Annotated in this window: 11 protein-coding genes; 9 read left to right on the top strand and 2 right to left on the bottom strand. The window is 40.2% G+C overall.

The annotated features are described in order from the left end of the window. Nucleotides 1-67: 67 nt before the first annotated feature. Both Q4534_RS12400 and Q4534_RS12405 read right to left on the bottom strand, forming a co-directional pair. Nucleotides 68-1,129: an NAD(P)H-dependent glycerol-3-phosphate dehydrogenase gene (locus Q4534_RS12400; RefSeq protein ID WP_303613494.1), complete on the bottom strand. Its 1,062-nt coding sequence runs from the start codon at nt 1,127-1,129 to the stop codon at nt 68-70. After that, nucleotides 1,107-2,801, bottom strand: a complete 1,695-nt coding sequence (locus Q4534_RS12405; RefSeq protein ID WP_303613495.1) for a 1-acyl-sn-glycerol-3-phosphate acyltransferase — start codon at nt 2,799-2,801, stop codon at nt 1,107-1,109. The genes Q4534_RS12400 and Q4534_RS12405 overlap by 23 nt, the downstream gene beginning before the upstream one ends. Before the next feature lie 118 nt (nt 2,802-2,919). Here Q4534_RS12405 and Q4534_RS12410 point away from each other — a divergent pair, with 118 nt between their 5' ends. The 9 genes from Q4534_RS12410 to Q4534_RS12450 all read left to right on the top strand — a co-directional run bounded on the left by Q4534_RS12410 (nt 2,920) and on the right by Q4534_RS12450 (nt 13,249). Next, complete coding sequence (locus tag Q4534_RS12410) at nt 2,920-3,894, top strand: polyprenyl synthetase family protein (protein ID WP_303613703.1); 975 nt, start codon at nt 2,920-2,922, stop codon at nt 3,892-3,894. A 327-nt stretch (nt 3,895-4,221) separates the two neighbouring features. Next, a complete protein-coding gene (gene mraZ, locus Q4534_RS12415; protein ID WP_303613496.1) occupies nt 4,222-4,671 on the top strand; it encodes a division/cell wall cluster transcriptional repressor MraZ in 450 nt (149 codons plus the stop codon). After that, complete coding sequence (gene rsmH, locus Q4534_RS12420) at nt 4,664-5,569, top strand: 16S rRNA (cytosine(1402)-N(4))-methyltransferase RsmH (RefSeq protein ID WP_303613497.1); 906 nt, start codon at nt 4,664-4,666, stop codon at nt 5,567-5,569. The genes mraZ and rsmH overlap by 8 nt, the downstream gene beginning before the upstream one ends. A 2-nt stretch (nt 5,570-5,571) precedes the next feature. Next, nucleotides 5,572-5,952, top strand: a complete 381-nt coding sequence (locus Q4534_RS12425; RefSeq protein ID WP_303613498.1) for an FtsL-like putative cell division protein — start codon at nt 5,572-5,574, stop codon at nt 5,950-5,952. Continuing rightward, nucleotides 5,949-8,057, top strand: a complete 2,109-nt coding sequence (locus tag Q4534_RS12430; RefSeq protein WP_303613499.1) for a penicillin-binding protein — start codon at nt 5,949-5,951, stop codon at nt 8,055-8,057. The genes Q4534_RS12425 and Q4534_RS12430 overlap by 4 nt, the downstream gene beginning before the upstream one ends. Beyond that, entirely contained in the window at nt 8,054-9,520 is a 1,467-nt protein-coding gene (locus tag Q4534_RS12435; protein WP_303613500.1) for a UDP-N-acetylmuramoyl-L-alanyl-D-glutamate--2,6-diaminopimelate ligase, read from the top strand. Before Q4534_RS12430 ends, Q4534_RS12435 begins: the two co-directional genes overlap by 4 nt. Before the next feature lies 1 nt (nt 9,521). After that, nucleotides 9,522-10,733 (top strand): phospho-N-acetylmuramoyl-pentapeptide-transferase, encoded by a 1,212-nt coding sequence (gene mraY, locus Q4534_RS12440; RefSeq protein ID WP_303613501.1) that lies wholly within the window; start codon nt 9,522-9,524, stop codon nt 10,731-10,733. Then, nucleotides 10,734-12,080, top strand: coding sequence for a UDP-N-acetylmuramoyl-L-alanine--D-glutamate ligase (murD, locus tag Q4534_RS12445; protein WP_303613502.1), 1,347 nt, complete (start codon nt 10,734-10,736; stop codon nt 12,078-12,080). Further along, on the top strand, nt 12,080-13,249 hold the full coding sequence (locus Q4534_RS12450; protein WP_303613503.1) for an FtsW/RodA/SpoVE family cell cycle protein: 1,170 nt from the start codon (nt 12,080-12,082) through the stop codon (nt 13,247-13,249). Before murD ends, Q4534_RS12450 begins: the two co-directional genes overlap by 1 nt. Nucleotide 13,250 lies beyond the last annotated feature (1 nt).

Here is a 13,250-nt window from a genome sequence, read left to right on the forward strand (position 1 = left end):
TACTGTCTTTAAACAAATATAGTCAAAAGAATTAACCAATTCTCACCTGTACTATGCTGATAATATTTTAATCAAAAAAATCAATATCCGTATAGATCGGGATTTTCATTAGGTTTTGCAGAGCATTTTCTACCTTTAAATCCTCAAATAAAACCTTGTGAAGGTTTTCTGCGATGGGAGCCCTAAGATCGGTAGATTCCAAGAACAAATTTATCAATTTCACAGTATTGACACCTTCCGCAACCTCCTCCATATCTGCTACAATATCTGTAAGTTTTTCTCCTTTGGCCAATCGATAGCCTAAGGTAAAATTTCTTGAAAGTGTGGAATTACAAGTGGTGACTAAATCACCCACACCTGCTAGCCCTAAAAATGATTGGGTACTTCCTCCCATGGCTTTACCTAGGTAAACCAATTCGACCATACCTCTAGAAATTAAAAGCCCTTTGGCATTATCTCCTAATCCTAGCCCTGACAAAGCACCTGAAGCAATCGCTATAATATTCTTTAAAACTCCTGATAGCTCTACGCCCACAATGTCTGAATTCCCATAAACTTGAAAATTATCAGAACGCAAAAGTCGCTGTCCTTCTCTTATCACCTCATTGTATCTACTCGCGATTACAGTAGCTCCCGGCTGGTTTTCCAAGAGTTCTTTGGCCAGATTTGGCCCTGCCAAACAACCTATTCTTTCCACCACAGTCTCTTCCAAGATCACCTCACTCATGGTCGAAATATTCTTTCGTCTGATTTTTTTGATGTTGCCCAAATCTTTACCCTCAGGAAGGCTAAGTGACAGTCCTTTGGTGCCATGGATTAAGAAATGGTAAGGGTGAAGAAAAGGGGCAAACCTTATCATCACTTCTCGGAAAGCTGCAGAAGGTATCATTGGAAACATGACATCGCAAGAATCACAAATCATCTCAGGGTCAGTAGTCGCGCGAATGCTTTCAGCTAATTTCCTGTTTTTCACCATATGGGTCTCATTGATGGCTTTCACCACCGCCTCATCTCTGGCATAAACCAAAACATTGTTTTTTTCAGCCAACAAATTAGAAATTGCCGTTCCGAAACTACCGATTCCAATAACACCTACCGGTTTATTTTCAGATGATTTTTTCCAATTCATATCCATCAAGTCTGTTATGGTAATAATACAATAAACTTATATCTTCAGTAACAATATTCCCCTCATCATTCTTCCTTAGGGGTCTCTTTGCATGGTACATACCCACATTTTGCAAACCGTGCTGAATGATTTGTTCCAAGTCGGTATTTAAGTGAGGCGCCATGTGCACTGCACCCTCCTCTCTCAGCTGCTTGATTCTCTCCAAAACACGAGAACAAGCTCCTTTGAAGGTGTCATAAGGTAAATAAAGGTCCTCTTCCGGAAGCCTAAGCAAACTAAAAAGGTCCAATTTATTGTTTTCCTTTTTCAGCAATCGGAATGCTGTAAAAGCTACTATATGACTGCTGAAGACTCTGTTTATTTTGTGGAATTCTTCAACAATTCGCGTACCTAATTTTTTACTATACTCTTCCTCGCGTTGCAAATCCACATTTACTTTCCCGTCCAACATAAAATAATCCTTACAATCGATACTTCTCCCGTGCGCATCTCTGCTGTTCCCCTCTGAATCCACATAATTGCCCAAAATATCCATCGCTTTACCTATAGAAACAGAGATATCTGATCCCTTAGTAAAAAATTTCACCAAAAACTTAGAAATTTTATAGGAGGTAGAAAACTCATCCGACTCACTGTAATACCTTTCCTGTCCTGTATAGTCCAAATGCTCCTTGATTAAACTTGGGGCTTCCAGGACAAAGTGATAATTGATGGTGACAGGTACAATAAAAACTTTCCCATTTTCATCATTCCCTTTCTGATAGTTTGAACGTTGTGCTTCTATGGCTGTACTAAGCAAACCAAGTTTAACCTTTGATTCAATATTTCCGCTTCGTGAACGTGTTCCTCCGGGAAAAAAGAGACTGTGACATCCAAATTGAATGGCTTCCCTTGAATACGTTTTTAAAGTTTCAAGGTAGATTTGATTCTTCTTCCTCCGGTCCACTTTATAGGCTCCAAGGGCATTCATAAAATAGGCAAAAATCCCTATATTAAAGAGGTTCAATCCCGCACCATAAATAAATGGGGGCAATCCCAAGGTACTAATGGTCCAACCAATCAAAATGCTATCTAAATTACTAAAGTGTGTAGGCACCATAACAATGGTTCCCTTAGAAGCCAAATCTCTTATTTGATCAGTCTCTCCAATGATTTGAATTTTATCCTGAAGCCTGTATTGGTTACTAAAAATGGATTTGAAACCTTTAACTCTCGAAGTATTCAATAAACGGGAAAAACCAAAGGACACCAGCCTCCTTGTCAATTTGTAATGGCTGTGTTTAAAATTGCTTGCTATTTCTTCAGCATACCTGCTGGTGATCCGCGTTAGTACTTCAAAATACTTGGCTTTCTTTTTTTGATCATCAAGCTGTTGGTCGGCATCCATGGCCAAGAGAGAGGCCTTTACTTCCGCCCAAAACTCCTCTTCGTCTTCCGGATCAACAGCCCAAGAATTTTGTTTGATCCTCATCCTCTCTCTAAAAAGAGTAACTTCAAGCCCTTCCTTTATCGCCTGTAACTGATTGCCGGTAAGTCCTTTAATATTTCTAACACTAGACGTCACCACCTGTTGGATAAATGCTTTGCGGCTTTTACTTAATTTTACCACAGGCCATTCATCCTTCTTCGGAAGTATCGGTTCATACTGGTGTTTGATATAGTCGTCGGTCAAGTTTATGCAGTTTAGTTGATCAAAGATAACCAAAAATAGAATTCATTTGCAGAATTATCATTTGACCGGCTTTGTCAATGGTGGAATAGATTGTATTATTGCAACATCTAAAGCTCAAATGAATCAAGATTTAAAGCAGATACAAGCCCCGATAGCCACCGAGATGGCCGATTTTGAAAAGAAATTTCGCACTTTCATGCAAAGTAAGGTGAAATTATTGGATCATATCACCCAGTATATCGTCCGCAGAAAGGGAAAACAGATGCGGCCGATGTTTGTTTTCTTGACGGCTGGAGTGAGTGGTTCGATTTCAGAATCTACCTACCGAGGTGCCGCTTTAATCGAGTTATTGCATACAGCCACACTTGTGCATGATGATGTGGTGGATGATGCTAATTATAGACGAGGATTTTTCTCTATCAATGCCTTGTGGAAAAATAAAATTGCTGTTTTGGTAGGAGATTACCTCTTATCACGAGGCCTACTTTTGAGTGTAGACAATGGTGATTTTGACCTACTTAAGATTGTTTCCAATGCGGTTAAGGAAATGAGCGAAGGTGAACTTTTACAAATCTCCAAAGCCAGAAAGCTTGACATTACTGAAGAGGTCTACTACACAATTATTCGTCAAAAAACGGCCAGCCTGATTGCCTCCTGTTGTGCAGTGGGCGCAGCCACCACCGGATCAAGCGAAGAAAACATCGAAAAAATGCGGCTTTTTGGAGAAAAAGTAGGCATGGCTTTTCAAATCAAGGATGACCTTTTTGACTATGGGGAAGATGTGGTTGGAAAACCAGTTGGAATAGACATTAAGGAGAAAAAAATGACCCTCCCCCTTATCTATGCCTTGCAAAAGGCTTCTTGGGTAGACAGAAAAAAAATAATTTACAAGATCAGGAATAAGAGTGAGAACAAAGGGACGATCAACGAAATTATAGATTTTGTTAAAAAATCCGGTGGACTTGAATATGCCCAGAAAATAATGAACAATTATTATCAAGAAGCATTGGCCCTCTTGGAAAACTTTCCCGAGTCTCCTTTCAAAAATTCTTTGACAACGCTGGTAACCTATACCATTGAAAGGAAAAAATAAGGTTTAAAGCCCCTTTATCCTAAAAAAACTGAAAACTTACGGGAATTCCTCCCACTTTGAGGCTTAGTAAATTTCTTATCAATTTATAAGTTCGGAACTTCCTTAAAATCCGACCTTAATTGCATATAACTTAGGATTAGCCCCCTATTAACGACTGATTTTTAGTCAATTGCAAGCACCCACCAATGCTTTTATTTTTTTGTAAAATAATTGTGTTTCTAGTTAGTTTTGGATACTTTTATAGCAATGTGGTAAAAAGTGGGGCAAAGTGGTAAAAAGTGTTTAGCTATTTACTACTTTTGTAATCAATTAGCAGGAAGATCAGATATGGCATCATTCACCGGTGAGTTTGAGTGTAAACTGGATGCCAAGGGCAGGTTGGTTTTGCCTTCAAAAATGAAGGCTTTAATACCTGAATCCTTGGGTCAGGAGATGATGCTGCGCAAAGGTTTGGAGCCATGTCTTGAATTGATACCAATGGTCGAAGTAAAGAAAGACCATAACAAACTTGCTAGCCTAGACGACACAGATGATGAGGTAAGGTTTTTCAAGAGATCTTTTTTTAGAAGAGAATCTCCGGTAGACTTAGATGCCACAGGTAGATTTGTTATTAGCAAAACCATGTTACGTCATGCTAAATTGACAAAAGAAGCTATTGTGATCGGCATAGGCACAAAGATTGAGATTTGGAACCCGGAATGTTATGATGAGTTCATGGGTAAAGAGGAAGAAAAATTCAGTGATTTAAACAAAAAGTTCTTAGGTAGAAGTGCATAATACAGCATACCATATTCCCGTAATGCTTGAGGAATGCCTTTCAGGGTTAAACATTGACCCCAATGGCATCTACGTAGACCTGACCTTTGGTGGAGGAGGGCATTCTCGTGGGATTTTGAAAATGCTGGACAAGGGACACTTGTATGGTTTTGATCAGGATCCGGATGCAGAAAAAAATGCTCCTGATGATGAAAACTTCACTTTTGTCATGGCCAATTTTCGTGATTTACGCCGGTACCTAAAAATATACGGCATAGATAAAGTGGATGGTATTTTGGCAGATTTGGGAGTTTCTTCTCATCAAATAGACGAGCCTTCCAGGGGTTTTTCCACAAGATTTGAGGGGACACTTGATATGCGAATGAGTCAATCAGGCGATCTTTCTGCTGCCAGTATTTTGAATACTTATGATGAGCAATCTCTTCATAAGATTTTCGGTATTTACGGGGAAATAAAAAATGCCAAAACCCTTGCCAGAGCAATTGTGTCCGCGAGAGCAAATACTCCTTTTGAATCCATCCAAGGATTTAAAAATTTGCTGGACAAATATGCTCCCCGAGGGAAATACGCAAAATATTCAGCCCAAGTATTTCAGGCATTGCGAATAGAAGTTAATCAGGAAATGATTGCGTTGGAAGAGATGTTGGAACAAAGTACCAAGTTGTTAAAAAAAGACGGGAGATTGGTTATCATGAGTTATCATTCCCTGGAAGACCGCCTGGTTAAAAACATCATCACCAAAGGAAAACTTCATGGTGAACTTGAAAAAGACTTTTATGGCAACCCTGTCCGACCACTTGAGCCGGTCAGTAGAAAGCCAATCATAGCAGCTCAGGAAGAAATAGAAACCAATAAAAGAGCAAGAAGTGCCAAGTTGAGAATCGCTAAAAAACTTTGATCATGGGAAGAAATACATTCAAAAAACCGATTAAGTCCTCCCGGGAGCAGAAAAAATCAAAATTCAATCCATTTGCTTTTATAGAGCAAAAGCTTGACATGAGTGCGATTGTGGGAGAAAATGTTCCAATTAAATTGGTACTCCCTCTGCTGTATGCTTCTTTTTTGGCAATGGCCTATATATGGAGTAATTATAAAGCAGAAAATACCATTAGAAAAATAGACCGACTCCAACAAGAAGTAGAAGACCTTCGGGCCGATGTCACTACTTTGGAAGCAGAATACATGTATGCAAGCAAACAGTCTGAAGTAGCAAAAAAAATTCAGCCCTTAGGTATCATTGAAATTGAAGAACCTCCACAGAAATTAATATTGGAAAAGTGAACATTAAAAAATCCATATTGCTCCGTGTAAGGCTTTCCTTTTTGGCAGTAACACTTATTGCCATTTCTATTTTTTATAGAATTGGTGTAATACAGGTTGTTGAGGGTGACAAGTGGGCGCAATTGTCTGAAGAGATCAATTTGCAATACCGGCCGGTAAAAGCCACCAGGGGGAATATCTATGGTGCAGATGGAAGCCTTTTGGCTACGAGCCTTCCTTTTTACAGGGTGGCTCTCGATCCTTCCATTGATAAAAGCCCCGACTGGAAATCAAGTGTAGATTCTCTTTCCAGAAACTTGGCTGCCTTCTACAAGGATCGGTCTGCGAATGCTTATAAAAGAATGATTCTCGACGCTCGAAATGATGGTAAGAAATACTTGATTCTTAATAGAAGACAAATTAACTACCAAGAAAAATTAACCATGTCCACTTGGCCCATCTTCAAAAAAGGAAGAATGGGAGGTGGTGTTATATTCGAGAAGATTGACAAACGATATCGTCCATTTAAAAATTTAGCCGGAAGAACAGTCGGCTTTTTAAATGAAGATCAGTATGGAGCGGGTTTGGAATACAGTTTTAATGAATATTTACAGGGAAGAAACGGAGAAGCTTTGTTTCAAAAGATCGTTGGTGGAAGTTGGAAGCCTCTACATGATGCAGATGACATCAAACCTACAGATGGTTTTGACATCGTCACCACCCTAGATGTCAATATTCAGGATGTAGCAGAATCTGTGCTCTTAAAACAGCTTATCAACAAAGATGCTGCCTTCGGCTCAGTGATTGTAATGGAAGTGGCCACCGGGCATATTAAAGCCATTGCCAATTTGGAGAAAAACAAACAGTCTTACGGTTATGGTGAATATTACAATTATGCCGTAGGAGAGCAAGGATTGACAGAGCCGGGATCCACTTTCAAGTTGCTATCAATGATGGCCTTGTTGGAAGAAGGCAAGATCAATTTAAACGATAGTGTAGACACCGGAAATGGAAGTTATAAATTTTACGATCGGTACATGAGGGATGCCAAGCGCGGTGGCTATGGCATGCTGAGTATTAGGGAAGTATTTGAAAAGTCTTCAAATGTTGGCATTTCAAAGTTGGTAGATGAACATTTTGGTCATCAGCCCCAAAGGTTTATCGATTATATTGAGAAAGCAAAACTTGACAAACCTCTTGGTTTTCAACTTAAAGGTGAAGGTATCCCCTATTTCAAGCACCCTGATGATAAAAATTGGTACGGAACTACCTTGCCATGGATGTCTATCGGTTATGAAATAAAAATAACACCGCTGCAAACACTTACTTTATACAATGCCGTTGCCAATGGAGGAAGAATGGTAAAGCCAATGATTGTGCAACAAATCTCTAGAGGCAATAGCATTGAAGAAGAATTTGAAACAGAAACATTGACAAGAAGTATCGCCTCCAATAAAACAATAAACACTCTACAGGACCTTCTTAAAGGAGTGGTTGAAAAAGGAACTGCAAGCAATATTTCTACGGACACATATTCCATTGCAGGAAAAACGGGAACTGCACAGAAATTAATCAATGGCCGGTATACCCAAAAATATTATACGTCTTTTGTGGGTTATTTTCCTGCAGAAAAACCTAAATACAGTGCCATTGTGGTTATTGACAGTCCCAAAGGTTTCAATGCCTATGGAGGGGATATTTCAGCGCCGGTATTTAAGGAAATTGCAGATAAAATTTATGCCCAAGACATGAACATCCAACAAATTGAAACCAAAGATGAAAACATTGTCCGGGCAAACAATGAGGAATTCCCTTATATCAAAGCCGGGAAAGCTGCTGAGTTGCAAATGATTTGCAACAGCATGGGTATATCTAACCACTATGCAGGATCTGAAACTTGGGTGAAATCGAGTATTTCCAACAAGTCCATTCAATGGGTCGGGAATACTGTCGAAAAACCATTGGTACCTGATGTAACCGGCATGACATTAAGAGATGCCTTGTATATTTTAGAAAACAAAGGGCTAAGAGTGGAATTTTCAGGTTCAGGAAGAGTTAGCGCTCAATCCTTATCCAAAGGCACTCCCTTTAAAAATGACCAAATCATAAAATTATCACTGAGTTGAGCCAACAGTTAAAGGACATATTGTACAAAGTTTCCCTAGTCTCCACCAAAGGAAACATGGAGGTATTGGTCACCCAATTGACATTTGACAGTAGGAATGTCAGCCCGGGTGCTGTCTTCATTGCTATTCGTGGGACACAGGTAGACGGTCATGCTTATATAGAAAAGGCAATAAAAAATGGGGCCAAGGCGATAGTATGTGAACATCTACCAGAAAATCTGGCAGACGACATCAGCTATGTTCAGGTGCTTGATGCAGCAAAATCTTTGGGTTTAATGGCTGGCAACTATTATGATCACCCTTCTGAAAAATTAAAGGTTGTTGCCGTCACGGGTACCAATGGCAAAACAACCACGGTTACTCTATTGCATCAATTGTATACAGAAATGGGCTATTCCGCAGGCTTGATTTCAACGGTTGAGAATAAAATAAAGGATAAAATCATTCCTGCTAGCCACACTACTCCAGATGTGATTTCTATCAATAAACTGCTGGTAGAAATGCTGAAAGAAGACTGTTCTCATTGCTTTATGGAAGCGAGTTCACATGCCATCGTGCAGGAAAGAACCGCTGGCTTGAAGTTTGCAGGCGCCTTATTTACCAACCTCTCCCATGATCATTTAGATTATCACGGTGACTTCAATCATTATATCTCTGCAAAGAAAAAATTATTTGATGAGTTGCCAAAGGACGCTTTTGCCCTTGTCAACGCGGATGACAAAAGAGGTTTGGTGATGGTACAAAACTCCAAGGCTAAAAAATACACTTTTGCCTTGAGATACCCTGCGGACTTTAAAGCCCGTATTATTGACAATTCCATACAAGGGTTGGAGATGGACTTGGGTGGAAAGCCTGTATGGTTCAGGCTTTCCGGAGAATTCAATGCCTATAATCTTTTGGGAGTTTTGGGTGTAGCCCAATTGTTAGGAGAAAATGAAGAGGAGGTATTGCGACAGTTGTCTATGCTAAAAGGGGCTGTAGGTAGATTTGACCTTTTCGTACAAGGGGGTATCACTGCCATAGTAGATTATGCGCACACCCCCGATGCCTTAGAAAATGTTTTGAAAACCATCCAAAAGCTAAGAACCGGTACAGAGACCCTCATCACGGTGGTAGGCTGTGGGGGCAATCGGGACAAGAGTAAAAGACCCATCATGGCTAAAATTGCATGCAAATTTAGTGATAAGGTTATCCTTACGTCTGACAATCCTAGAGATGAAGAGCCAATGGCCATCATACATGAAATGGAAGAAGGGTTAAGTCCCATAGATCAAAGAAAAATATTATCAATGGAAGACAGAAAGTCGGCTATTAAAACCGCTTGCCACCTCTCAAAACCGGGCGATATCGTTCTGATAGCAGGAAAAGGGCATGAAACCTACCAAGAAATAAAAGGGGTGAAACATCCCTTTGACGACAAAAAAATAGTGAGTGAATTTTTAAAGCTTTTATTCAAGGATTAAGATGCTGTACCACCTTTTTGATTATATCGACCAAACTTTTGATTTGCCCGGGGCAGGCGTATTCAAGTACATCTCCTTCAGGGCAGGCATGGCTGCATTGGTTTCCTTGCTAATCACCATTACTCTAGGAAAAACCATTATCGATTGGATTAGGAAAAAATCGATTGGAGAAACGGTAAGAGAACTGGGTCTTCAGGGCCAACTTGAAAAAAAGGGCACACCTACCATGGGAGGAATCATGATCATGGCTGCCATAGTTATTCCAACCCTTTTGTTTGCTGATATCTACAATGTATACATTATCCTTTTGCTGGTTACCACACTTTGGTTGGGAGGGATTGGCTTTTTGGATGATTATATCAAAGTCTTTAGAAAAAACAAAGAAGGCTTGGCCGGTAAATTTAAGATTGTAGGCCAGGTCAGCATAGGAATCATCGTTGGTATCACTTTATACTTCCATGAAGATGTGGTGATAAGAGAGTTTCAGGAAAGTGTATCTATTGAAGAAGGGATTGTTGCTACCCCTTCCTATGAAGATGTGAAATCCATGAAAACAACCATACCATTCCTCAAAAATAATGAGCTCAATTATGATGTTGTTTTCGGATTCTTGGGAGACAATTTTACACCAATATTGTATATCATCCTTGTGATCTTTGTGGTAACAGCCGTTTCTAATGGGGCCAACATTACAGATGGAATTGATGGTTTGGCAGCCGGTACTTCGGCCATAATTGGCCTCACCATCGCCATATATGCCTATATCAGTGGAAATGTTACTTTTTCGCAATACTTAAATGTGATGTTTATTCCTTATTCGGGTGAACTGGTGATTTTCTGCTCTGCATTTGTGGGAGCATGCGTAGGCTTTTTATGGTACAATTCTTACCCGGCACAAGTTTTTATGGGTGACACCGGAAGCCTAATGATTGGAGGAGTAATCGCCGTGTTATCCCTCACTTTAAGAAAAGAATTACTACTACCTGTGTTGTGTGGCATATTTCTTATTGAATTACTTTCAGTCATTATTCAGGTCAGTTATTTTAAATATACCAAGAAAAAATTTGGTGAAGGCAGAAGGGTCTTTTTGATGTCCCCATTGCACCACCACTATCAAAAAATGAATATTCCTGAAGCAAAGATCACCGTTAGGTTTTGGATTTTGGGAATCTTGTTTGCAATCATGGCATTGGCAACATTAAAGTTAAGGTAAATGCAGAAGACAGTTATTTTAGGATCCGGTGAAAGTGGCTTTGGCGCTGCTTTATTGGCCCATAAGCATGGGCACAGGGTTTTTGTGTCTGATGCAGGGAAGATTGCGGCTGACAAAAAGAAGGCCTTTAATGCAAAAAACATCGCTTTTGAAGAAGGGCAGCATAGTATCAACCTTCTATTGGATGCGCAAACGGTCATCAAATCTCCCGGCATACCATTTAGTGCTCCCCTGGTTGTGAAGCTAATGGAGGCAGGTATTCCTGTGATAGATGAATTGGAGTTTGCCTATCGCTTTTCAAAAGGAAAAGTTATTGCCATTACAGGCACCAATGGAAAAACCACCACATCCTTACTCATTTATCACTTGATGAAAGGTGCTGGAATGGATGTAGGCTTGGGAGGAAACGTAGGACAAAGCTGGGCCTTGCAATTAGTGGATAGAGATCACAGCTGGTGGGTCCTTGAAGTAAGCAGTTTTCAAATCGAAGGGTTTATCGAATTAAAACCTTCCATTGCTGTGCTATTGAATATTAGTCCGGACCACCTGGACAGGTACCATTATTCTCTAGAAGAATATGCTGCTGCAAAAATGAAGCTTACCGACAAGATGGATGCACAAGATCATTTCGTGTTCTTTGAGCCTGACAGCAATATTTCGGAAGCCATGAATAACCAAAAAGGGAATCCTACACCGGTTCCAATTGGCCTTGAAAACCATAACGGAGCTAAGGGATACATTGAAGGTGGTCAATTGAATTTGACCATAAATGGACTTAATTGGTCCTGGCCTACCAATGAAATGGTGCTTAAAGGAGAGCATAATTTTATCAATTCTCTCGCGGCTACCATGAGTGTATTATTGGCAGGTGTTGAAATGGAAAAAATCGGTCCCTCACTCAAAGATTTTGTCAATGCAGCCCATAGAATGGAACAGGTTGCCACCATAAAGGGAATAAAGTTTATCAATGATAGCAAAGGCACCAATGTTGATGCTACGGCATTTGCCCTTGGAGCATTTCAGGAGCCAATCATCTGGATTGCAGGCGGTGTTGACAAAGGAAATGATTACCGGTTGCTGGATGACAAAGTTATCGATCATGTCAAGCTGCTAATCTGTTTGGGCAAAGACAACGAAAAGCTAAAGATTGCCTTTTCGGGAAAAATACCATGCATTTTAACTACTGAAGACATCAGAGAGGCGGTGCAGTGGTCATTGGAAAATGGAAGTGAAGGTGATGTGGCCCTTTTATCTCCGGCATGTGCAAGCTTTGACTTGTTCAACAATTATGAGGACAGAGGGGATCAATTCAAGGAGGCTGTAATTACATTAAAGAATAAATATTAATGACTAAAGTAAAAATCTGGCTAGAAGACAATTTAAAAGGCGACCCGGTAATCTGGGGAATCGTCCTGCTATTGTCTTTGATCAGCATCTTGGCTGTGTATTCAGCTACAGGTTCACTTGCTTACAGAAAAATGGGAGGCAATACAGAAGTCTACCTTTTCAAGCACAGCGCCTTGATCTTCGCCAGTATTGTGGTCATGTGGGCAGTGCATAACATCCCCTATAAATATTTCTCAAAGTTGAGCCTTTTTGCGCTTTGGGTAAGTGTTCCCTTACTCATGATCACTTACCTCTTTGGATCTACTATTAATGAGGCCAACAGATGGCTTACTGTTCCTATTATCAATCAAGCCTTTCAGCCATCCGACTTGGCAAAACTGGCGCTTATTTCTGCAGTAGCAGGCATGCTGGCAAAAAGGCAACGAAAGATTACAGATATTAAAGGAACATTTATCCCAATTATCATTTGGATAGGTATCATTTGTTTGCTCATCGCCATAGCCAATATGTCTACAGCAGTCATGTTACTTTCCACATGTCTATTGCTTATGTTCATTGGCCGTGTTCCCTTAAAATACCTATTGGTTGTATGCATGGTGGGTGCCTTGGTGCTTACCACGGCCATTTTAATGGGGCAAAGAGGAGGGGTTTTCTTTTCAAGGATTGAAAGATTCATGAATGACGATCCTGCAGAGATCCCATTTCAAGCAAAGCATTCCTATATAGCCATTGCTACAGGAGGTATTTCGGGCAAAGGCCCGGGAAATAGTGAACAAAGGAACATTCTTCCCCACCCCTATTCTGATTTTATTTATGCCATCATCGTGGAAGAATACGGCATGATTGGAGGCGGTTTTGTGCTTTTTCTTTACTTGGCATTGCTCTATCGAGGGATGCGTGTAGTTGCCATTTCCACTAGACCATTTGGAGGTTTGTTATCAGCAGGCTTGAGCTTCTCACTGGTTATTCAAGCCATGATCAATATGGGTGTAGCAGTGGGATTGGTACCCATTACAGGTTTGCCATTACCTATGGTGAGTATGGGAGGAACCTCCTTAATATTCACAGGCATTTCACTTGGCATTATATTAAGTATTAGCAGGGGTGATCATGAAGATGCCTTTATAAATGAACAAAAATCGGTTTCCAGAAAAGTAAAAGTAGCTTGAA

Source organism: Cyclobacterium sp. 1_MG-2023 (assembly GCF_030546805.1).
Taxonomy (GTDB): Bacteria; Bacteroidota; Bacteroidia; order Cytophagales; family Cyclobacteriaceae; genus Cyclobacterium.

Bases quoted from the DNA above. Each gene is read 5' to 3' on its own strand.
- Q4534_RS12450 (WP_303613503.1), top strand. From the start codon at position 12,080: ATGACTAAAGTAAAAATCTGGCTAGAAGACAATTTAAAAGGCGACCCG.
- mraY (WP_303613501.1), top strand. From the start codon at position 9,522: ATGCTGTACCACCTTTTTGATTATATCGACCAAACTTTTGATTTGCCC.
- Q4534_RS12400 (WP_303613494.1), bottom strand. From the start codon at position 1,129: ATGAATTGGAAAAAATCATCTGAAAATAAACCGGTAGGTGTTATTGGA.
- mraZ (WP_303613496.1), top strand. From the start codon at position 4,222: ATGGCATCATTCACCGGTGAGTTTGAGTGTAAACTGGATGCCAAGGGC.
- Q4534_RS12425 (WP_303613498.1), top strand. From the start codon at position 5,572: ATGGGAAGAAATACATTCAAAAAACCGATTAAGTCCTCCCGGGAGCAG.
- murD (WP_303613502.1), top strand. From the start codon at position 10,734: ATGCAGAAGACAGTTATTTTAGGATCCGGTGAAAGTGGCTTTGGCGCT.
- Q4534_RS12410 (WP_303613703.1), top strand. From the start codon at position 2,920: ATGAATCAAGATTTAAAGCAGATACAAGCCCCGATAGCCACCGAGATG.